Origin of the sequence: Amycolatopsis sp. A133 (assembly GCF_031082405.1) — a bacterium.
Lineage (GTDB): Bacteria > Actinomycetota > Actinomycetes > Mycobacteriales > Pseudonocardiaceae > Amycolatopsis.
The window spans coordinates 142,534-165,378 of sequence record NZ_JAVHJU010000041.1; the positions used below are offsets into that span (position 1 = coordinate 142,534).

Below are 22,845 nucleotides of genomic sequence, written 5' to 3' on the forward strand. Positions count from 1 at the left end.
CGCTATTGCGGTGGATGCACGACGATCCGGCTCGACGCAAGGCGATGCGTGCCCGGAACGACTGAGCCACCGGCCCGTCCGGCAGCGGAGCCGTCCACCGGTAAGCGGGCGCGCGGGCTATCGCAGCCGCGACCAGCGTGCGGCCATAGCCCAGGCGTCGATAGCCCGCGATGACGTAGACGTAGTCGAGGGTGGCGGCCCGGCACGGGACGCAGATGCTGAGCGTCGCGGTGGCGACCGGGCTGCCGTCGAGATGAAGCTCCAGCTGTCCGACCAGCGTCCCGCCTGCCGGCGGACGGACGACGAGAACCAGTCTTTCCCTGAACGCTGGGTCGAACGCTCGCCAGCTCGTAACGTCGAGGTGGGCCCATTCGGCGAGGCGTCGCTCGGACGGGTCGCAGGCCTCTACCGCCCGGCATACCTCGCATAGCGTGGCGTGCAGCCGGTAGCGATGGCCGTAGGGCGCGAGCTTGTCGTAAAGATCGAGGTCGAGCCGGTGGCCGCGCAAGCAGACGGCCGGTTTGCCGGCCGCCGGCCGGACCGGAATCAGCTCGCCGAACTCGCCACGCGCGCCCGATCGGACGGCGCTGCCGGACTGGTCGTCGATCATCGGGTCAGGTGCAGCGGAACGGCGGCGCTGGACCGCACCGCTTATCCCGCGGCCTCGGTCAGCCGCGGCGGCGCAGCACGGCGCCCCGCAGCGGCGGTACCGCCTGCGCCCGGCAGCTCGAGCGCCACTGTCTGCGGACGTGCTGCGGCGCCCCGGCCTCGGCTCGATACGACGACGTCCCGGAACTCGAGGTGCCCGAACCCATCTCCGGTGAGGCCACGCCACTTGCGTCGCGAGAGGCGATGCTCCAGATCGGCGGCGGGCCACGCGCCGACGGCGATCAGCACCGCACCCCGGTGACGGACCCGCCCGGCCGGCCGGCGGGGTCGATCAACGCCGACACCACCGCGACCAGCTCGGCCCCGGGGGCTGCTACCAGCGCGAACCGGTCCAGATCGACACCCAGCTCGGCAGCCGCGGCAACGCCGAGGTCCGGCATGCCGACAATCGCCGCCCACGAACCCTGCCGCGTCGCCTCGGCTAACAAGGCCAGGACCAGCGCGGCCGACCTCAAGACCGACACGGTGGTGCCGCGCCACAGCCCGCCACCCGGCAGCAGCTCGGCGAGGGCGGGCGTCACGGGCAACGATCCGGCGGTAGCCGGCGCCTCGGAGTTCGGCTGCTGCAGCTGGGCGGCCGTGCGGACACCGGGGATCGCCGCGAGCCCCGCCACCGCCTCCGGCACCGCCACCACGCACCTCCAGCATCACGAACACGCACCGGAGACACCCGTGTGGGAAGCCACGAGCGCACCCAGAACTATCATCGAACACTTGTTCGAATAGTGCGAGACGACGAGCGCGCTGTCAAGCCGAGCACTGCAACGTCACTACGCACGACGTTGTCCGCCGCGTTATGCGTTTGCCGCGGCACGTGCTGTCACCGGTTAGGGCGTTGACCAGTGCGAACGCAGGCGAAGCTAGATCACATCGACCGAGGTCGAGAATTGCTCGCACGTCACCCAGTTCACCTTCATCGCCGACGACGTGCTCTACCGCGTGCGCGAGCACGGCGATCTCCTCGCTCGGCTCGACGATGGCAGGGCACCGCTGCTGGCGCGGCACGGGCCGAGCCGGACTACCCGGAAGTCGGCGGTGCGGGCGGGTTGTCGATAGCACTCCAGCGCAGCGCCGGGACGTCCTCACACGGTGTTCGCTGCCGGTGGTGCGGACCATGCTGCTACCCCTTTGGAGCCCGCCAGGTAGGCCCGGACGGCGGTCGCCGAGTCATCCGAACCTACCTGCGGACTCGGTGCCCCTTCGTGATCACGTGCAGAGTGTCGGCTTCAGCGTTGCCCACTGTTCGCCGGCAGCCCTTCACTCTCTCGGTCCGCGGGGCGCCCCGACGATCGATCTACAACAGGCCGTCAATGCAGTTGGTGGAGCCGCGGAAGCAGGTCTGTGTTGCGACGCGGGTGTCGTTTTCGTCCGTCATGTAGACCCAGGTAACGTCGGATCCGCCAACACGGTTCGCATCGAGGGGAAGGTGCGCCTCCCCGGCCCTGTTGGTCCAGAGGCTGGTGCTCTTGAAGTCCAGTGAGGTGCCACCCGCCCACGCTCGTGCGTAGACCCGCCGGGAGTTGCTGGCTTTGAACGCTCCGATGACGTCGACCGACCGGTTGGTGAAGGTAGCCGTACCGTTGTAGTAGCTCTCCCCGTACTTCAACCTGAAGTAACTGACGGGGTAGTCGGTCGTGGCCGCCGTGGCGGGCGCAGCCACGAAGACCATCCCGGCGACCGACGCCACCGCGGCCACGACCGCGCCGACCTTCCTCGTGCCGCTCTTCACCATCGCCTTGTCCTTGCGCATCATTTCTCCCCTGCAATCGTCGCGGCCCGAACCGGGGCCGCGACGGGAACACGCACGGGATGCACGGCCGGTTTAGTCGACGCGAGCGATCAACCACAAGCTGCTACCGTTCCAGCCGGCTCGTAGTCGGCCAGGCCATCGGCGGCCGAGGTGGTGGCGTTGCCACCAGTGCAACGGGAATCGCGCACCGACGTGCTTCGAGCAGCACTGACTGAGGGCCGGATGAGAGGACTCGTTGCTCGCCGCCCCTCCGTCATCAGCCCGCGAGGCATCGAGGCCAAATCTGCTGACCGCAGATCCCCTTAGGCCAACTCGACTGACCACGGGCCGGGGATCACGGGTGCCACGATCACGCCGACCACCGCCCCGACCGATGGAGCAGTCCTTCACAGATCACGTCCGTGGCTCAGCGCGTGCTTGCCGGTGCCACGGTGGCGACGAATCGGCCCAGCCCGAAGCGCACGCCAATCACTGTCGACGACAAGGTCATCACTGAATATCAGTGCAGTACCAGGCCGTGTCAATCGGATGGCACGTCGGTGTCCACAACGATGCGGCAGCGTCCGGTCGTGAAGTTGGGGTTCAGGCTGGATCGCAGGCGAGGTAGTCGTGCAGGTACGTTTCCGTCGGCTGCTTGCACACGACAACGCAGGCGTCACGACCGCCGCCGGCGAGAAACGCGCAGTGGGGGATGTCGATGACCGCGTCGCCACCCGAGCGCATCGGTCCTACGATGCCGCGGAACGCGGTGCGCATCAGGCGAGTGACGATTCGCGCGACCACGCGCGGCCATCGATGCGCGAGAGGCCGGAGGAACCTGTCGGCATGCCACAGGAAGTCGGAAAGCACAGCTGTCTCGATGCGGAGGATCGCGTCCGGTGACCGGGAGGTGAGCTCCTCACCCACTTGAAGCATGAGCCCGCGGTGGCCGCCCACCGGGCTCCGTCGGCCGGTACGGCCGGCGTGAATCCGCCGGAACCTGGCGAGCAGGACACGATCCAGAGACGACGACATCATTTCTGCCCCTTTGTCATCGGCCCCGGCGCCGTGCAGCAGATACCTGTCAAGTCAAGTTCGCCGGGCGCCAAGGAGGTGTCACCCTTCGGGGTCGCGATTGACCCACTCAGAAGCTTTCAGCAGATACGATGTCCTTTCGCGTGGATGGCATAAATTTCCCAACCCGATGTCGCGCCGCCGGAACCCACGGAACGATATCCTTCACCGCACGGGGAAGCCATACCTGACGGCCTGACCACTGGACTCAACGTGGGTCACGTCACGCAGGGGAACTAACAATTTCAGCAAGGTACACGGTAACTCCACGGTCACGTAGACATCCCGGTCATCCCGTTCCCGGATACTCCAGGTGATCTCCAGCAGACGACCACGATACTGCGATCCGTGGCGGTTGAATCCCACCATTTCTCCCATGCGGCCGAGCAATTCGTCTTCGTTCACCGGTTCACCTGCTCCGATCGCCGCCGCGAAGGGCGGCCTCCTCTCCTTGCCACCGCAGTCAGATTCGCCAGGTCCTGCGGCGAAGTCAAGGCTTTCCTCCCCGGTCGGGGCAGAGCATTTTTCCCCGGGCCCAAGTGCTCCTGTCGGCTGGGAATGAGCCATGTTTGAGTGAGTCGACAACCCCTGACACGCCGTCGAGTACGCGAAGCGAACAGGCATGGTGATGATGATCTCGCTCTCCCAGAACGGCGCCGGCCGCACCTCGCACGAGAGCACGGCGAGCTTTGCGCCGGACGAGATCACCGCGTTGGTCGCCGAAATCCGGCGGCCGCTCGGACTGCTGGTGGATCCGGCGACCGGCCGGCGCGGCGCCCAGCTGCTTCCCGACCCTCTTCGGGACCGGGGGACGCACGGGGCCGGATCCGGTCCGGCCGGGCTGCTGGGGGTGCTTCCGGCCATTTATCCCGAATGGCTGGGAAGCCGGGAGTTCTGCGCGGCGCACCGCACCCGTTTCCCCTACCTGGCCGGGGAAATGTCGACGGGAATCGCCACGACGGAAATGGTCGAAAAGCTCGCCGGCGCGGACCTCATGGGTTTCTTCGGCGCCGGGGGCTTGCGCGAGCGGGTGGTGCGGGACTCCGTCGAACGGCTGAGCCGGTCGCTGCGCGGCCGGGACAACTGGGGGGTCAACCTCCTGCACTCCCCGAACGAACCCGCCGTGGAGGCGCGGACCGCGCGGCTGCTCGTCGAACTGGGTGTCCCGGCCGTCTCGGCGTCGGCATACATGGACCTCACGCCGCCCCTCGTGCTGTGCATGGCCCGCGGCCTGCGGGCCGGCCGATCGGGCGGGGTGGAACGACCGCGCCGGCTGCTGGCCAAGGTGTCGCGGCCGGAGACCGCCGAGCGGTTCATGTCCCCGCCCCCCGAGCCGCTGCTTCGCCGGCTGGTGGCGGACGGCGACTTGTCGGAGGGAGAAGCCGCGCTGGCGGCTCGCATCCCGGTCGCCGAGGACATCACGGTCGAGGCCGACAGCGGCGGCCACACCGACAACCGCCCGCTGGGGATCATGCTGCCGGCGATCCGTGCGCTGCGCGACCGGCTGGCCGGATCCTACGGCCACCCCCGCGCCGTCCGGGTCGGCGCCGCCGGGGGCCTCGGCACCCCCGCCGCGGTCGCCACCGCGTTCGCCCTCGGCGCCGATTACGTCCTCACCGGTTCCGTGAACCAGGCCGCGGTCGAGTCGGGGATGTCCGCCGACGGCCGCCGGATGCTCGCCGGAGCCGATCTCACCGACACCGCGATGGCTCCGGCCGCCGACATGTTCGAGATGGGCGTCCGCCTCCAGGTGCTGCGCCGCGGGACCATGTTCGCAAGCCGGGCCGGGCTGCTCCACGAGCTGTACCAGGCCCACGGATCGCTGGAGGAGATTCCCGCCCGGCGGCGTGCGCAGCTGGAGGAGCAGGTCTTCCGCCGGCCGCTGGAGGCGGTCTGGGCGGAGACCGCGCGGTTCTGGGCCGAACGCGATCCCGCCCAGCTGACCCGGGCGGAGGCGGACGCGAAGCACCGGATGGCCCTGGTGTTCCGCTGGTACCTGGGCCGGTCCAGCCGGTGGGCCATCACCGGCGATCCCGGCCGCAAGGCGGACTACCAGATCTGGTGCGGCCCGGCCATGGGCGCGTTCAACCGGTGGGTGGCGGGGTCCTTCCTCGCCGCGCTCGAACACCGGACGGTCGTCCAGATCGCCCTCAACCTGCTGGAAGGAGCAGCCGTGATCACCCGCGCGCACCAGGCCCGCACCTGCGGGCTGCCCGTGACACCGGCCGGCTTCGGGTTCACTCCCCGGCGGCTCGCCGAGAGCGGCGGGGTCCGGTGACCCCGCCGGAAAACGCCGGACCGCCCGTGCAGGAGCCGATCGCGGTCGTCGGCATCAGCGCGCTGATGCCCGGCTCCGCCGACACCGACGGCTTCTGGCGCACGGTGGTCCAGGGCCGCGACCTCGTCACCGACGTTCCCCGGACGCACTGGCTCGTCTCCGACTACTACGACCCCGACCCCGCCGCCCCGGACAAGACCTACGGGTACCGCGGGGCCTTCCTCGACCCCGTTGACTTCGACCCGCTGGCCCACGGCCTACCGCCCAGCGCGCTGCCCGCCACCGACACCTCCCAGACGCTGACCCTGCTCGCCGCGCAGCGGCTCCTGGACGACCTCGCACGCCACGGGCCACCCACCTACGACCGGGAACGGGTGAGCGTCATCCTCGGCACCGGACCGCTGGAGCTGCTGACCACGATGGGCAACCGCCTGCAGCGTCCGGTGTGGGCCAAGGCCCTGCGTGAGGGCGGCCTGCCGGCGCAGCAGGTGGACGCCCTCTGCGACCGCATCGCCGAGCACTACGTCCCCTGGCAGGAAGCCAGCCTGCCGGGCCTGCTCAGCAACGTCGTGGCCGGCCGCGTGGCCAACCGGTTCGACTTCCACGGCACCAACTTCATCACCGACGCGGCCTGCGCCGGGTCGCTGGCCGCGGTGTCCTCGGCCGTCAACGAGCTGCGGCTGCGGCAGGCCGACATGGTCATCACCGGCGGCGTCGACACCCTCAACGACATCGTCTGGTACACCTGCTTCAGCAAGACCCCTGCCTTGTCCCCCACCGGCGACTGCCGTCCCTTCTCGGCCGACTCCGACGGCATGGTGCTCGGCGAGGGCGTCGTGTTGTTCGCCCTCAAGCGGCTCACGGACGCCGAGCGCGACGGTGACGCCGTCTACGCCGTCCTCCGCGGGGTGGGCACGTCTTCCGACGGGCGGGGCACGGCCGTCTACACCCCGCTGCCCGAGGGGCAGGTCCGGGCGCTTCGGCGGGCGTACCAGGCGGCCGGGTACCCGCCCGGCACCGTCGAGCTGGTGGAAGCGCACGGCACCGGAACCCGGGCCGGTGACTCCGCCGAGACGGCGGCGCTGCGCCGGGTGTTCGGCGAAGAATCGCCGGTTCCCTGGTGTGCGCTGGGATCCCTCAAGTCCCAGTTCGGCCACACCAAGGCCACCGCCGGGGCCGCCGGGCTGCTCAAGGCGGTGCTCGCCCTGCACCACCAGGTGCTCCCGCCGACCATCAAGGTCACCCGCCCGAACCCCGCCCTGGGGCTCACCGGCAGCCCCTTCCGGGTCAACACCGAGACCCGGCCCTGGATCCGCGGCTCGTCGCACCCGCGGCGGGCGTCGGTGTCGAGCTTCGGCTTCGGCGGCACCAACTTCCACGTCACCGCCGAGGAGTACGTCCCGGCTCACGGTGGACGCCGGGCGTACCGGACGCGCACGGCTCCGACGGAGCTGGTGGTCTTGACGGCCGGTTCGCCGGAGGAGCTGCTCGGCGCCTGCCGCGACCTGGCCGAAGACCGGCGTTCGCTGGCGGCGATCGCGCGTCAGTCCCAGGAGGAGGTCCCCGCGCGCAGCGTTCCCGGCCGCCGGCTCGCGATCGTCGCGGCCGATGTCGACGAGCTGGGGCGCAAGGCGGAGGAGGCCGCCGGTCGCGTGCGGAGCGCCCCGGAGACGTCCTTCGGCACCCCGGACGGGACGCACTACGGCACCGGCCCGGCGGACACTGGGCGCCTGGCCTTCCTGTTCCCCGGCCAGGGAAGCCAGTACGTGGGGATGGGCGCGGACCTCGCCCTGCACGTCCCCCAGGCGCGCCTGCTCTGGGACCGGCTCGCGGACATCGAGATGGGTGACCGGCCGCTGCACCGGATCGTGTTCCCCGCTCCGGCTTTCGACGACGAGGAACGGGACGCGCAGGCCGGGCAGCTGACGGCCACCGAATGGGCGCAGCCCGCGGTGGCCACGCACAGCACGGCGCTGTTGGCCGTGCTGGACGCCGTGGGGATTCGCCCGGGCTGCGTGGCGGGGCACAGCCTCGGGGAGCTGACCGCGCTGCACGCCGCCGGCGTCATGGACGACGAATCCCTGGTGCGCCTGGCGCGGCGGCGCGGGGAGCTGATGCGGGACGCCGCCCGCGAACCCGGCGGCATGCTCGCCGCGGCGGCCCCGGCCGAGGTCGTCGAGCGCGTGATCCGCGCCCTGGGCGTCCGCGATCTCTGGCTGGCGAACCACAACGCACCCGAGCAGGTGGTGGTGTCCGGGGGCCGGCGGTCCCTCGCCGCACTGGAACGCCGGCTGGCCGAACGCGACGTCCGCGCGCACCCGCTGAGCGTGTCGGCAGCCTTCCACAGCCCGCTCGTCCGGGACGCGACCCGTCCGTGGGGCGCGCACGTCCGCCACCTGAGCTTCACCGCGCCGCAGGTTCCGGTCTACGCGAACTCCGACGCCGCCGCGTACCCGTCCGCGTCCGGGGAGATCGCCGACCGGATCGTCCGTCAGCCGGTGTCGGCGGTGCGGTTCGCCGACCAGGTGTCCGCGATGTACGACGACGGCGTCCGGACCTTCGTGGAGGTCGGTCCCGGGTCGGTCCTGACCGGGCTCGTGCGGGCGAACCTCGGGCACCGTCCCCACGCGGCGATCGCCCTGGACCAGCGGGGCAAGAACGGCCTCACCTCCCTGCAGGAAGGTCTCGCGAAGCTGGTCGCCCGGGGCGTGCCGGTGAACTTCGCGCCGCTGTGGCAGGGCTACGCACCGGAAAGGCCGCCCGCGCCGCCGAAGTCCCCCGCCACCGTGCGGATTTCCGGCACCAACTACGGCAAGCGCTACCCCGCTGCCGACGCGGAGCCGGACCAGATGACCACCCACCCACCGGAGGGATCCCCTGTCATGCCACAGCCAGCGAACGGACCGACCGGACAGCCCGCAGACCGCTCCGCCGACGACCGGACCGCGTGGTGGGACACCGTGCGTGAACTCCACCGACTGGCCGCCGCGACCCAGGCCTCCTACCAGCGCACGACGGCCGACAGCCACCTGGCCTACCTCTCGGCGGTGGGCCGGTCGCTGAACCACGAGGACGGCTCGCTACCGGCGGATCCGCCGGCGGACTTCCCGGCGAACGGGGTGACCCCGAACGGCGTCCCGGCCGCGGCGAAGCCGGTCGCACTGCCCATGGAACCGCCACCCGGGCTCACCGGCGACTTCCCGGCCGTCGAGGACTTCGGCTTCGGCGAAGCCGGCCCGGCCGTGGACGAACCGAGGATGCCCGTGGCGTCAACGGAACGGACGAAGCCGCCTTCGCAGCCCGACGTGCCCGCCGACGACGCCGGAGCGCACGGCCACGGATCGGCGAGCGAGCGGCTCATCGGGCTGACCCTCCAGGTCGTCGCGGACAAGACGGGATATCCGGTCGACATCCTCAATCCGGAGATGCACCTCCAGGCCGACCTGGGCGTCGACTCGATCAAGCGGGTCGAGGTGCTCTCAGCCCTGCGCGACCGCGTCGAGGGCCTGCCGACGCTCGACCCCGCCGAGCTCGGCCGGCTGCAGACGATCGGGGAGATCGCCGAGCGGCTGACGGCGGAGGTGGGCGGGTGAGCACGGCCGCCGCGGAGACCGTGGCCTCGGAGTCAGGGCAGTCCGGCCGGCTGCTGCGCTACACCGTCCGTGAGGTGGCCGCCGAGCTGTCGGGCCTGGCGCCGTCGGGCCTCGGCGACGGACGGCTGTTCGTGACCGAGGACGGGGGCGGCGTGGCGGCCGCGCTCGTCGAACGGCTCGTCTCCCGCGGCGTCGACGCGGCCGTCACCCGCGAGGTGCCCTCCGACGCCGGCGGGGTGGTGTTCCTCGGCGGGCTGCGCGAAGTGGCCGGCCCGGAAGAGGCGATCGCGGTCAACCACGAGGCTTTCGCCGCCGCCCGGGCGGCGGCCGCCCGGTTCACGCGGAACGGGGGGCTGTTCGCCTTCGTCCAGGACACCGGCGGGGACTTCGGCCTCGGGGGACGGCAGGGCGACCGCGCCTGGCTCGGCGGCCCGGCGGCGCTGGCCCGCACGGTCGCCAAGGAGTGGCCGGAAGCCACGGTCAAGGCGATCGACTGCGAGCGCGGCGGCCGCGACCCCGGCCGGATCGCCGACGCGCTCGCCGACGAGCTGTGCCACGGCGGCGCCCTGCTGGACGTGGGTCTGCACGCCGACGGGCGGCGCACGACACTGGTGGTCGAAGCCGAGCCGGCGCCGTCACCGGTGACGCGGTGGCGCACCCCGTCCGGCCGGGTCCCGGTCATCGGCCGCGAGTCGGTCATCGTCGCGGCGGGCGGCGCGCGGGGCATCACGGCCGAGGCCGTGCGCGCGATCGCCCGGGCGCACCGGCCCCGCATCGTCCTCATCGGACGGACACCGCTGACCGACGAGCCGCCGCCGGTGCGGGCGGCCGGCGACGAGACGGCCGTGAAGCACGCGATCGTGGCCGACCGGCGGCGGGCCGGCGGACCGGTGCCCGCACCGTCCGAGGTCGGGGCGCTGGCGCGACGCATCCTCGCCGCGCGCGAGGTGCGCCGCACGATGGCCGCCCTGACCGAAGCGGGCAGCGACGTCCGGTACCTGCCGGTGGACGTCGGCGACCCGGCCGCCCTCGGCGCGGCACTGGCCCGCGTCCGCCGGGAGTGGGGACCGGTGACCGGCCTCGTGCACGGGGCCGGCGTCCTCGCCGACAAACCCGTGGCGGAGAAGACGGACGACATGTTCGACCGGGTCTTCGACGTGAAGGTGCGGGGCTTGCGCGCGCTGCTGGCCGCCACCGCCGAGGATCCGCTGTCGTTCGTCTACTTGTTCTCGTCGGTGGCCGCCCAGTTCGGCAACCCGGGCCAGAGCGACTACGCCATGGCCAACGAAGTGCTCTTCCAGGTGGCGGCGGCCGAGTCCGCGCGCCGCCCGGAGCGTCCGGTGACGGCGATCGGCTGGGGCCCGTGGCAGGCCGGGATGGTCACGCCGGAGCTGGCCGGGCACTTCCGGGACAGCGGCGTCGGCCTGGTGCCGGTCGAGGCGGGCGGCCACGCCGTCGTCGCGACGCTGGGAGCGGGTGCACCCCGCCTGCGCCTGCTCGTCGCGGCCAATGGCGCCCGAATCCTTCCCGGCCCGGGGCGGCGCCGGAGGACTTCCCTCCGGTTCGGTTGGGACGATCACCCGCAACTGCGCGACCACACCATCGGCGGCGCCTCCGTGGTGCCGGTGGCCCTGACGCTGGACCGGTTCCTCGCCGCCGCCCGGGAGCTCGAGCCGGCCCGCGGGGAACTCGCCCTCGCCGACGTGCGGGTGTTCCGGCCGCTGACCGTGGAACCCGGCCAGGTACGCCGGCTCACCCTCGGCGTGGTGGAGGACCGGCCGGGCGGGGCGGAGCTGAGGATCTCCGACGAGGAGGGCCGGCCTTGCCAGGCCGCGCGCACGACGACCGCGGTGGCCGGAGAGCAGTACACCGACTGGTCACCGCTCGCTGCGCCACCGCCCGGCAACGCCGACCCGTACGACAGCGACGCCCTCTTCCACGGCCCGCTGTTCCGCACGCTCAGCTCGGTCGAGAGCTTGTCGGCCGAGGGGGCGGACGGGACCGTCACGGGCGTGCGGGAGCGCGGCTGGACGGGCCGGTATCCCGGCACCGACCCTGCTGCCGTGGACGGTGGCTTCCAGCTCGGTGTGCTGTGGGCCGAGCGGGTGCTGGGGGTGCCGACCCTGCCCATGGCAGTGCGGTTCGTCCGGTTGCGGGTGAGCGGAGCGCTCTCCGCACCCCTCCGCTGCGCCGTGCGGGGCCGCCGCACCGGACCCGACCACGCCGTCTGCGACATCGCGCTCCTCGATCCCGCCGGCCGGGCACACCTGGAGCTGCTCGGCGTCAGCCTGATTCGCCGGCCCTGAGCCTTTTCGCGTCCGCTCGTGTCCCTGCCCTCCGACGCTTTGGAGCATCCATGTTCGAACCCATCGCCGTCGTGGGACGCGGATGTGTCCTCCCCGGCGCGCTGACGCCGGAAGCTTTGTGGCGCACCGTCATGGGCAAACGGGTCAGCCTGGGGCCCTCGCCGGAAGGCTACTGGCGCCTTGACCATGCCCTTCCCGGAGAACCCTTCCCCGAGCCCGCTGGCGCCGGTGCCCCCATCCGGCTCGGCGGATACGTCCGCGGATTCGACACGGCGTGGGACCCGGGCGGTTTCTCCGTCACCCCGGAAGACATCGGCTCCCTCGACCCGCTGGTCCACTGGATCCTGCACTGCGGCCGCGAGGCGCTGCGGGAAGCCGGCCTGGCCGGGCCGCTGCCCCGGGCCGGCCTCGTCCTCGGCGTCCTCGGCTACCCGACGGCCGGGATGAGCCGGTTCGCCGAACGGACCTGGGCCCGCGCCCTGCCCGAACCCCTACGGCGAGCGGTGACGGACCACGCTGTTGCCGACCCGCGCAACCGGTTCTCCTGCGGGCTCACCGCACACCTGACGGCCCGCGCACTCGGCCTCGGCGCCGGCTCGATGGGTCTGGACGCCGCCTGCGCCTCTTCGCTGTACGCCCTCAAGATCGCCGTGGACCGGCTGCACGACGGCGCCGCCGACGTCATGCTGGCGGCCGCCGTCAACCGCGCCGACGACCTGTTCGTGCACGCCGGATTCGGCGTCCTCGGCGCGATCAGCCGCAGCGGGCGCAGCCGCCCGTTCGCCCGCGACGCGGACGGGCTGGTGCCGGCGGAGGGCGCCGCGTGCGTGGCCTTGATGCGGCTGGCCGACGCCGTTCGCGCCGACGCACCGATCTTCGCGGTGATCCGGGGCATCGGGCTGTCCAACGGAGGACGCGGGGAAGGTCTGCTCGCGCCGTGCCCGGAAGGCCAGGAACGCGCGATCCTCGGCGCCTACCGGGCCGCCGGGCTCGATCCGGCCTCGGTGACCCTGCTGGAGTGCCACGCCACCGGAACCGCTCTCGGCGACGCCGTCGAGGCCCGCACCGCGGCGAAGGTCTTCGCCGGGGTCCGCGACCTGCCGGTCGGTTCGGTCAAGTCGAACCTCGGTCACCCGGTGACGGTCGCGGGGCTGGCGGGCCTGCTGAAGCTGATCGGCGCGATGCACGCCGGCGTCCGGCCGGCCACCCTGGGAGCCGGCGACCCGGCCGAAGCGCTGACCGGGACCGCGCTGCGGCCGCTCGCCGAACACGAGCCGTGGGACGGCCGGCGGCGCGCGGGCTTGAGCACCTTCGGGTTCGGCGGCGCCAACGCCCACCTCGTGCTCGACGCCCTGCCCCCGGCCGCGCCGACGTATCCGGGGCCGTACCCGGGAGATTCCGAGTCCACGACGGACTCCCAAGACGACGAGGTGGCCATCGTGGCCATCGGTGCCCGGGTCGGCACCGGGTCGGGCGTGCGGGACTTCGCCGAGGGGTTGTTCGGCGAGCGGACGCCGTCGACGCGGCGGGAAACGGTCGAGACACCGCTGCGAGGCCTCCGGTTCCCACCGTCCGACCTGGAACACACGCTCGCGCAGCAGCTGCTGGTGCTGGACGCGGCCCGGGAGGCACTGGACGGGCGGGACCTGCCCCGCGACCGCACGATGGTCCTGGTCGGAATGGGGTGCGACCCCGAGGTGGTGCGCCACGCGGCACGCTGGCGGGTGCCGTCCTGGCTGGCCGCGGGCGGCGCCACCGACGAGGTCGCCGAGGATCCGGCCGCGCGGGACGGGTTCGGGCCGCCGCTCACCGCCGCCGGCGTGGTCGGCGCGATGCCCAACATCGTCACCAACCGCCTGAACTCCCAGTTCGACCTGGCCGGGCCCAGCTTTTCGGTGTTCGCGGAGGAAGCGTCCGGAACGGTCGCCCTGGCGCTCGGCTGCCGCGCGCTGCGCGCAGGCGAAGCGGACGCCGTGGTGGTCGGCGCGGTGGACCTGTCGTGCGAACCGGTGCACGAGTCCGCCCTGCGCGCTCTCGGCCGCGGCCGAGAGCCGGGCGACGCCGCGGTGGTCCTGGTGCTGCGCCGCCGTGCGGACGCCGAACGGGACGGTGCCGACGTGATCGCACTGGTCGACGAGGCCGAGCCCCTCGACACCGGCCCGGGCCTCGGCGTCGGACCGGGCGCGGCCGTCGGTCCGCTTCCCGGCTTCGACCCGGTGGACCGGTTCGGCAGCGCGCACGCCGCCGAGGGGCTCGTCGCGGTCGCCGCCGCGGCGCTGGCGGTCCGGCACCGGGCGGTGCCCCAGCCCGCCGGGCCGGTAGCTCCCTTGCTGCGCGCGCCGGTCGCCGACGTCACCGTGGCCCCGCTGGGCGCCGCGGCCACGACAGTCCGGGTCCGGGCAGTGACTCCGGTGGCCTGGTCGGCCGGCGGCTACGCGGTCCACCTGTTCACCGGCCGGAACCGGCAGGAGCTCGCCGAGGCGGTACGCGCCGGCGACCGGGCCGGGACCGGGCCCTGCCGGCTCGCGCTCGTCGAACGGCCCGGGGACGCCCTGCACACCCGCCGGGAGGCGGCCCACCGGTGGCTCGCCGGCCAGGGCGAACGGCCGCCCGCACTGGCTTTCCGGGACCGGCCCGCCGACGGCGGGGTCGCGTTCGTCTACACCAACGGATCGGCCTGCTACCCGGGAATGGGCCGTTCGCTCATGCTCGCGTTCCCCGAGCTCCTCGACGAGATCGGGCAGCGGTGCGGCGACCTCGCGCGGCTGGCCGAACCCGTGTTCGCCGGCCGCCCGGCCGATCCCGTGCGGAAGAACCTGGCGGCGACCCTGCTCGCGGACCTGCACACCCGCCTGACCCACGACCGGCTCTCGATCCGGCCGGACGCGGTGCTCGGTTACTCCTCCGGAGAGGCCGGCGCAATGGTGGCGCTGCGGGTGTGGCGCAACATCACCGCGCTCGCCACCGAGCTGGTCGAGGCCGAGTGCTACACCGACGGGCTCGTCGGCGCGCAGCGGACCGCCCGCCGGGCCTGGCGTCGCCTGGGGCTGGCGGACGAGCGCTGGGTCAACCTGGTGGTCGCCGCCCCGGCCGAACGGGTCGAGGCCGCGCTCGAGGCCGAACGAGCCGCTTTCCTGCTGGTCGTCAACACACCCGCCCAGTGCGTCATCGGCGGCGCGGCGGACGCCTGTGCCCGGGTGGTCCGGCGCCTCGGCGGCGAGGTGACCGCCATCCCCCTCGATTACGACATCGCCGCGCACGCCCGCGTCCTGGACGAGGCGCGAACCGAGCTGCGGCGGCTCTACCACCGTCCGGTCCAGGCGGATCCGGCCACGCGCTTTTACACGAGCACAACGGGCGACGCCTACGTTCCCACGTCCGAGTCGGTGGCGGACGTTCTCACCACGTTGACCCTCGACCGGATCGACTTCGCCGCCACGGTCCGCAAATCCTGGGACGACGGCGTCCGCGTGTTCGTCGAACACGGCCCGCGCAACCTGTGCTCCGGCTGGATCTCGGCCACCCTTCGCGGCCGGGATCACGTGGCCGTCGCCCTGGACGGGGCCGGAGGAGGCGAGGACTCCCTCGCGGCGCTCGCCCAGGCGGTCGCCGAGCTCGCCGCCGCCGGAGTCTGCACGGACCCGGGGGCGGTGCTGGACCGGCCGGCGCCCGCGCGTCCGGCCGCGGAGCAGCCCCGGTCGCTGGTCACTCCGGCCCACCCGCCCCTCGTCACGTCGGCACTGGCACGGCCGCCGTTCACCGGACCCCTACCGGGTCGGGCGGCGAAGCCGGCAGCATCTGCCCCTGAGCGGCCGGTGCACCGGAAAACCGGGGAAACGGCCCCTGCGCTGCTGCGGGCGTTGCCGGCCCGCGACAGCACGCCTCGGCTCCCGGCGCGCGAGTCCACCGGGACACCGGACGAACACCAGCCGGTTCCGGATCGTCCGGCATCCGCTTTCGCCCTCGGCCGGGCACAGCTGGAAAGCCTGGGTGCCGGCCGGGTCGCGGCCGTGCTGGGCGAGCGGTTCGCCGCCGTCGAGAAGCGGGCACGGCACACGCGCTTGCCCGAACCCCCGATGCTGCTCGCCGACCGCGTCCTGGAGATCGGCGGCGAACCCTGCTCCCTGGGCCAGGGCACCATCCGGACCGAGACCGACATCCGCCACGACGCCTGGTACGTGGACGGCTGCGGCCGGATGCCCGCCGGCCTGCTGGTCGAAGCCGGGCAGGCGGACCGGCTGCTGCTCAGCTGGCTCGGCGCCGATCTCCACGTCGGCGAAGACCGCGGGTACCGCTTGCTCGGCATGGACCTCACCTTCCACGGCAGCCCGCCCGCCGCCGGGGCGACCGCCCGGTACGACATCTCCGTCGACGGTCACGGCGAGCACGGCGGGGTGCCCTTGTTCTTCTTCCACAGCCGGTGCGAGACCGGCGGGCAAACCCTGCTCACGGCGGAGAACGGGCAGGCCGGCTACTTCACCGACGAGGAGCTGGCCGCCTCCGGCGGAGTGATCTGGCACCCCGCCGGGGCGAAGCCGCCGGACGGACGGTGGTCTCCCCCCGCGGTCACGACCAAGACGTCCTTCGGGTTCGCCGACGTCCGGGCCTTCGCCGAGGGCAGGCCCGACGTCTGCTTCGGCGAGGGGTGGGAGCGCACCCGGGCCCACCTCCGCACGCCTCGCACCGGTGACGGCCGCATGCAGCTGCTGCACCGGATCCCCGTCTTCGACCCCACCGGCGGCCCGTGGAAGCGTGGCTACCTGCGGGCCGAGTTCACCGTCAGCCCGCAAGAGTGGTTCTTCCCCGGTCACTTCACCGGCGACCCGTACATGCCGGGGACGCTGATGTTCGAGGCCTGCCTGCAGGCGATGGCGTTCCACCTCGCGGCTTGCGGCCACACCCTCGACCGCGACGGCTGGCGGTTCGAACCGGTGCCCGGTGAGACCTTCCGGGTGCGGTGCCGGGGCCAGGTCACCCCGCGCAGCCGGCTGCTGAGCTACGAGCTGTTCGTGTCCGAGATCGTGGCCGGCCCGCACCCGGCCGTTTTCGCCGACGTCCTCTGCACGGTCGACGGCGTCAAGGCGTTCCACGCCCGGCGTCTCGGCCTGCGGCTCACCCCCGACTGGCCGCTCGACCACTGGCGCGTGCTCGCCGCGCCGGCGAACCAGCCGACCGGCGAACCCGTCCCGCCCGAACGCCTCGGCGGTCTGGTGGGTGAGCCGGACGCGCGCGACCGGAACGGGCACCGGCTCGGCTACGCGGGTCTGCTGGCCGCAGCGTGGGGACCGCCCGCGCGGCGGGACGGCTCCCCGGCGGTTCGCCTGCCCGGGCCGCCCTACTTGTTCGTCTCCGGTATCCGGGACGTTTCCGCCCAGTCCGGCAGCGACGGCGGCAGCGTCGTCGCCGAGTACGCGCTGCCCGAGCGCGCGTGGTTCTGGGACGGGGGCGGCGCCGGGGCTGCCCCGGTGGCCGTCTTGACCGAGATCGGGGTGCAGCCGTGTTCGTGGCTCATCGGGCACTTGGGCCTCGCGCGGAAAGCCGGCCCCGGAGCGCGGCTGCGGAACCTCGGCGGCTCCCTCACCGTGCACCGCGAGCTGCGCCCGTCCGACGGCGTGGTCCGGACGGCCGCGCACCTCACCGGAGTCACCGAGCAAGCGGGCGCCACCGTCTGCGCCTTCGCGGTCACCTGCCACGTCGGCGACGAACCGTTGCTGACGCTCGAAACCACGATCGGGCTGCTGCCGGCCGGAAGCACGACGTGGCCGTCGACGGCCCCGGCGCAGGTGCCGCCGGATCCCGGCGACAGCACGGTGCTCGACCTGCGGACCAGCCCGCCCCGCCTGTTCGGCGGCCGGCCGCGGTTGCCCGGGCCCATGCTGCTGATGATCGACCGGGTCACCGGCGTTTCGCCGGCCGGCGGTGCCGCCGGGCTCGGCCGGCTCCGGGCCGAGAAGGACGTCGACCCCGGCGACTGGTGGTGCAAGGCGCACGTCTTCCAGGACCCGGTCCTGCCCCCCGGTCTCGCGCTCGAGGCGGTGGCTCAGCTCCTGCAAGTCTTCCTGCTCGACGGCAAAGCCGGTGCAGTCCCCGGCAAGCGCTTCGAGACGCCGGTTCGCGGACGCACGCTGACCTGGACCCACCACGGCGAGGTGCTCCCGACCGGCGGCCGGGTCGTCCTCGATCTGGAGATCACCGGGCAGGATCCCCCGGCCGCCGATGCCCGGCTGTACGTCGGCCGGCGATGCGTGGGTGAAGTACGCGGAATGACGGTGCGGCCGGTGCCGCCGAGGAAAACCGGGCGCACCCGGAATCGCCGCAAGGCCGAGGAGGCACTGTGAAGACCGATCCGTTGAGCGAGCACCACGTGCTGGTGCAGGGCTTGTCGACCTCCTACTTCGACGAGGGGACCGGACCGGTGCTCCTCCTGGTGCACGGCAACGTGACCACCTACCGGAGCTGGCAGCGGATCGTCGAGGAATTCCGCACCACCCACCGGGTCCTGGCCCTTTCGCTGCCCGGCTACGGCGGCACCAGCCCGCAGGAGAAGGCCGGTCTCGACAACCAGGTCGCCTTCCTCGGCGCGTTCCTCGACGCGCTGTCCGTCGACGAGGCGATCGTCCTCGGCCACTCCGCCGGCGGGCTCATCGCGGCGACGTTCGCGCTGGAGCACCCCGGGCGCGTGACCCGGCTGGTGCTCTCGGACTCCGCCGGCCTGGGCCGCGCCGTGAGCCCGCTGCTCATCTTCGGCTCCCTGCCCCCCGACTGGGTCATCGACCTGGTGACCGCCGCGCTCGTCCTCCCCGGTGGCGGTGTCCCGCGAGCCTTGGTGAGCGGCCTTCAGCTGCGGCGGCCCTGGCTGGTGAGCTTCCGGGAATGGCGCGACCAGATCCGCCTGACGCAGGCGCGGACGCTGCTCTCGACGTCCTTCCGGTTGGCCCGGCTGGGCGTGGGCCCAGCCGGGCAGCGCCGTCGCTACCGGATCGACGACCGGCTGGGCGAACTGTCGATGCCCACCTTGGTGATCTGGGGATTGACCGACGAAGTGTTTCCGATCTGGCAAGGAGTGCGCGCGGCCGGAAAGATCCCGCGTGGGCGGTTGGCCGTCCTCATGAGTGCCGGGCACGTCGGCTACCTCGACAGCCACGTCGAGTTCGTCGACGTGCTCAGCCCCTTCGTCCGTGACGAGCCCACCGCACCGTCTGTTGTGGACGGTGGTGGGCAGTCGTGACGGCCGATACCGCTGCCCTGCTGCGCGCCGCGGCCCGGGACCCGCGGTTCCTCGACCCGGCGTGGACGTCGGTCCCCGCTCTGCGCGCCCTGCGTGACACCTACCTAGCCGGCGTGCGGATCGCCGACCGGACGGCGAACGCGCTCCCCTTACCCGCCGCCGACCGGAAAGCCGCCCGGTTCCTGGCCCGCATGTTCGCCGACGCCCTGGCACCGCCCAACCTGTTGCCGGGCAACCCGGCCGCCCTGCGGAAGGCGGTGCGGACACGGGGGCGCAGCCTCCGGCAAGGGGCCGCGCACCTGCTGTCCGACGTGCGGCACAACCGAGGCCTCCCGGCGATGGTGGACCGGCGGGCGTTCGAAGCCGGCCGCAACCTGGCGACCACCCCCGGCCGGGTCGTCTTCCGCAACCACCTCATGGAACTGATCCAGTACGAGCCTCGCACCACCACCGTGCACGCCGTCCCGCTCCTGTGCTGCCCGCCCTGGGTCAACAAGTTCTACATCGCCGACCTGAGCCCCGGGCGCAGCATCGTGCAGTGGGCCGTCGAGCACGGGCACACCGTGTTCACGATCAGCTACCGCAACCCGGACGCGTCCCTGCGGCACATCGGCTACGACGACTACCTCCGGGACTCCCTGCTCCCCGCGATGGCCGTCGTCCGGGACATCACCGGCGCCGAGGAGGTCAACCTCTTCGGCGGCTGCCTCGGCGGCCTGATCGGGTTGATGCTCGCCGCCTGGCTGGACGACGCCCACCGCCCGAGGCTGCGGAGCATCACCGCCCTGAACACCCTGGCCGACTTCACCGACATCACCGCCCTCACCCGGGCGGGTGGTGTCGGCTGGTTCCTGCGAGGGCCCGGTTTCCGGCTGGTGGAAGCCCTCACCGCCACCCAGGGGGTCATGAGCGGCCGGAACCTCGAAATGTTCTTCCGCCTGCTTCGCTCGGACGACCTGATCTGGTCGCGGATGAAGGCCGGATGGCTGATGGGCGAACGACCGCCGGCCTACGACCTCCTGTACTGGAACTGCGACACCCTGAACGTCCCGCACCGCGCGCAGCAGTACCTGCTGCGAAACCTGTGCCTGGACAACGCCTTCGCCAAGGGGACCGCCGAACTCGCCGGGCGGCGGCTCCGGCTCGACCGGGTGACCCAGGACGTCTTCCTGGTCGCCGCGCGGGACGACCACCTGGTGCCGTGGACGTCCGCCTACCGGACCGTGCGGCTGCTGCCCGGCGACGTCCGCTTCCACCTCGCCTCGGGCGGTCACAACGCCGCCGTCGTGGCTCCTCCGGACTCCGGGGCGAGCTACTGGACCGGCGGGCCGGACGGCGTGCAGGCGCCCGACTGGCTGGCCGGCGCCACCGAATACCACGACACCTGGTGGCGGGCCTGGGCGCGCTGGCTGGCCGAGCGGGCCGGGCCACAGCGCCCGCCCCCGCCGCTCGGCAACGACCGCCACCCGGCCACGGAGCCGGCCCCCGGCCGCTACGTCCTGACCTGAGCCGGCCACCCGCAGAACCGGCGGCAGACAGCCACCGGACCGACCACCCCAGGAGGTATCCCATGCCCGCGCGCCGTCCAGTCCGCATCGCCAGTTTTTCCGGCGGGATGGGGGACAAGTTCGCCGCCTTCCGGCAGGCCGTGCACGGCGAGCCCGTCGACGTACTGGTCGGCGACTCGATGACCGAGTTCGTCGAGTCGATGGTGGTGGCCCGCTTCCTCGACGAGCCGGAGAAGCACCGCCGGTTCTTCTCGCCGCTGTTCCTGCAGCAGCTGCTGCCCGAGCTGGAAGCGCTGGCCGAGAAGAAGCTGAAGGTCGTCACCAACGCCGGCGCGCACGCGCCCTGCGCGATGGCCGGGAAGATCCGCCAGGCGGTGGCCGAGCGCGGCCTCCGCCTGAACGTCGCCTGCGTGACGGGGGACGACCTGCTCGAGGAGGCGCGCCGGCTGATCGCCGACGGGCAGCTGGGTCACGTCGAAACGGGCGATCCGATCGGCAAGAGCCCGAAGCAGCTGCTCGCCGCGGACGCCTACCTGGGTGGCTGGGGCATCAAGACCGCGCTGGACCACGGCGCCGACATCGTCGTCACCGGGCGCGTCGCCGACGCCTCGCTCGTCAGCGGCGCGGCCGCCTGGTGGCACGAATGGGCGCGGGACCAGCTGGACGAGATCGCCGGCGCGGTCGCCGCCGGGCACATCATCGAGTGTGGGGCCCAGGCCACCGGCGGTAACTTCTCCGGCTTCACCACGGTGCCGGACAACGTCCTGCCGGGGTTCCCGATCGCCGAGATCGCCGGCAACGGCGACTCGGTCATCACCAAACGGGCGGACGAGGGGGGCGCCGTCACCGTCGACACCGTCACCGCGCAGCTGGTCTACGAGATCCAGGGGCCCCGGTACCTCAATCCGGACGTCACCTGGCACACCGACTCGGTGACGGTCAGCCCGGACGGACCGGACCGGGTGCGGGTGACCGGCGCGAAGGGCAGCGCGCCGTCCGAGACCACCCGGGTGGGCGTCAACTTCCAGCGCGGTTACCGCGGCTCGATGTGGTACTTCCTGACCGGGCTCCAGATCGACGAGAAGGTCCGGGTGCTCACGCGGCAGGCGGAGATCGCCGCCCGGGACAACCACGTCGACCTGCGGCTGTTCCCCTGCGGACGGCCGGCCGACGACCCCGCGGACCAGTGGCAGGCCACCGTTCCGGTGAAGGTCCACGTGGCCGGGCCCGCCGCGAAGAACATCGAAGACTTCCTGGCCCAGCTCAACTCCTACTGGCTGAACAGCCTGCCGGGCCTGTACATCGACATCACCCAGATGCTCGTCAACCCACCACAACCCCGCATCGACTACTGGCCCGGCGCCGTCCGCCAGGACAGCCTGCGGCACCAGGTCAGGCTGGCCGACGGCCGCGTCCTGGACATCGCTCCCCCGCCGGGCGTGCAGCCCTTCGGCGGGCAGCCGTGCGGCACCGCCACGTCACCACCGGCCGGCCCGTCGTCCTGGGGCCCGACCGCCCGGCGCCCGCTCGGCGAGGTCGTGCACGCGCGCGTCGGTGACAAGGCGGGCAACGCCGACCTCGGCCTCTGGGTGAGCGAGGACGTCGCCTACCCGTGGCTGGTGTCCTTCCTCACCGCGGACCGGCTCACCGAGCTGCTCCCCGTCCCGGCGGAAGTGGCGGTCGAACGCCACGAACTGCCGAACCTCCGCGCTCTCTGCTTCGTCCTGCGGGGTTACCTCGCCCCCAGCAGTTCTTCAGGACTGTCACTGGACCAGCTGGGCAAGGGGCTGGGCGAATTCCTGCGAGCGCGCCACGCCGACATTCCGCTTTCGCTCCTGCCGTCGCGGCTGCGCATCACCCCGGAACGGACCGCGGTCAGCGGTCCGGCTTAGCGCCGGTTTCGCCGGGCCGCGGTTCGACGATGTTCGAATCGCCTTCGAACCACTGATTCCGCACGGCAACAAGGACGGCCTCCGTCCTGCTGTGCACGCGGAGTTTTCGAAAGACGGCCTGCACGTAGTTCTTCGCCGTCTTCTCGGTTATCCCGAGCATTTTGGCGATCTGCCGGTTGCTCCGGCCGAGAAAGATCAGCTGGAGCACCTTCGACTCCTGACTCGTCAGCACTTCGACCAATTTCGCGGCGGTGGCCGAACTTTGGCCGCGCGCGGTGTCCCAGGACGCTTCCAGCAGCCTGAGCATGATCGCTTCGACTTCACGAGCCGTCTCGATCTGCCAGTCGAGCAGGTCGCGGACCAGCCGCAATGCGGCATCGAGTTCACCGGGCGACGGCTCGGTCCCATCGTCGGCACCCGGCCGCCCGGAAGAGGGTTCCAGCTCTTTTCGGACCATCAGGTCACCCTCTTCCCAGCTCGCCCTGCCTCACCACCACACGGACTGCGTCAATTGTTCGGTTCTGTCGCGGCGATCCAAGGTAACGGACAAGTGGCGGACAGCGCCAAG

The 22,845-nt window shown here is 72.5% G+C and carries 11 protein-coding genes and 2 pseudogenes; 7 read left to right on the top strand and 6 right to left on the bottom strand.

The genetic code is table 11. The features are described 5' to 3' along the window. Positions 1-115: 115 nt before the first annotated feature. The 5 genes and pseudogenes from Q5425_RS45815 to Q5425_RS26760 form a co-directional block, all read right to left on the bottom strand. Positions 116-610, bottom strand: a pseudogene (locus Q5425_RS45815) (GNAT family N-acetyltransferase); the annotation flags it as partial. Between the two features lie 41 nt (positions 611-651). Next, a pseudogene (locus Q5425_RS45820) lies at positions 652-1,301 on the bottom strand (hypothetical protein). Between the two features lie 662 nt (positions 1,302-1,963). Continuing rightward, complete coding sequence (locus tag Q5425_RS26750) at positions 1,964-2,419, bottom strand: hypothetical protein (RefSeq protein WP_308675063.1); 456 nt, start codon at positions 2,417-2,419, stop codon at positions 1,964-1,966. Between the two features lie 582 nt (positions 2,420-3,001). Beyond that, complete coding sequence (locus tag Q5425_RS26755; protein WP_308675064.1) at positions 3,002-3,325, bottom strand: hypothetical protein; 324 nt, start codon at positions 3,323-3,325, stop codon at positions 3,002-3,004. 312 nt (positions 3,326-3,637) lie between these two features. Next, positions 3,638-3,877, bottom strand: a complete 240-nt coding sequence (locus tag Q5425_RS26760; protein ID WP_308675065.1) for a hypothetical protein — start codon at positions 3,875-3,877, stop codon at positions 3,638-3,640. A 217-nt stretch (positions 3,878-4,094) separates the two neighbouring features. On the opposite strand from Q5425_RS26760, the gene Q5425_RS26765 reads away from it, so the two are divergent. The 7 genes from Q5425_RS26765 (at position 4,095) to Q5425_RS26795 (ending at position 22,277) form a co-directional block, all read left to right on the top strand. Beyond that, positions 4,095-5,750, top strand: a complete 1,656-nt coding sequence (locus Q5425_RS26765) for a PfaD family polyunsaturated fatty acid/polyketide biosynthesis protein (protein WP_308675066.1) — start codon at positions 4,095-4,097, stop codon at positions 5,748-5,750. Between the two features lie 26 nt (positions 5,751-5,776). Then, complete coding sequence (locus Q5425_RS26770; protein ID WP_308675067.1) at positions 5,777-9,343, top strand: beta-ketoacyl synthase N-terminal-like domain-containing protein; 3,567 nt, start codon at positions 5,777-5,779, stop codon at positions 9,341-9,343. Next, positions 9,340-11,649: an SDR family NAD(P)-dependent oxidoreductase gene (locus Q5425_RS26775; protein ID WP_308675068.1), complete on the top strand. Its 2,310-nt coding sequence runs from the start codon at positions 9,340-9,342 to the stop codon at positions 11,647-11,649. The genes Q5425_RS26770 and Q5425_RS26775 overlap by 4 nt, the downstream gene beginning before the upstream one ends. A 50-nt stretch (positions 11,650-11,699) precedes the next feature. Continuing rightward, the gene (locus Q5425_RS26780) at positions 11,700-17,987 is read left to right on the top strand and encodes a beta-ketoacyl synthase N-terminal-like domain-containing protein (RefSeq protein WP_308675069.1); all 6,288 of its coding nucleotides are present in this window, start codon (positions 11,700-11,702) and stop codon (positions 17,985-17,987) included. After that, positions 17,984-18,877, top strand: a complete 894-nt coding sequence (locus Q5425_RS26785) for an alpha/beta fold hydrolase (protein ID WP_308675070.1) — start codon at positions 17,984-17,986, stop codon at positions 18,875-18,877. Before Q5425_RS26780 ends, Q5425_RS26785 begins: the two co-directional genes overlap by 4 nt. Then, complete coding sequence (locus tag Q5425_RS26790; protein WP_308675071.1) at positions 18,874-20,385, top strand: alpha/beta fold hydrolase; 1,512 nt, start codon at positions 18,874-18,876, stop codon at positions 20,383-20,385. Before Q5425_RS26785 ends, Q5425_RS26790 begins: the two co-directional genes overlap by 4 nt. 62 nt (positions 20,386-20,447) lie before the next feature. Continuing rightward, positions 20,448-22,277 carry an acyclic terpene utilization AtuA family protein gene (locus Q5425_RS26795; protein ID WP_308675072.1) on the top strand — a complete coding sequence of 610 codons (1,830 nt, stop codon included), beginning with the start codon at positions 20,448-20,450 and terminating at the stop codon, positions 22,275-22,277. Here the strand turns inward: Q5425_RS26795 and Q5425_RS26800 are convergent. Further along, the gene (locus tag Q5425_RS26800) at positions 22,261-22,734 is read right to left on the bottom strand and encodes a response regulator transcription factor (protein WP_308675073.1); all 474 of its coding nucleotides are present in this window, start codon (positions 22,732-22,734) and stop codon (positions 22,261-22,263) included. The genes Q5425_RS26795 and Q5425_RS26800 overlap by 17 nt on opposite strands. Between the last annotated feature and the right edge of the window lie 111 nt (positions 22,735-22,845).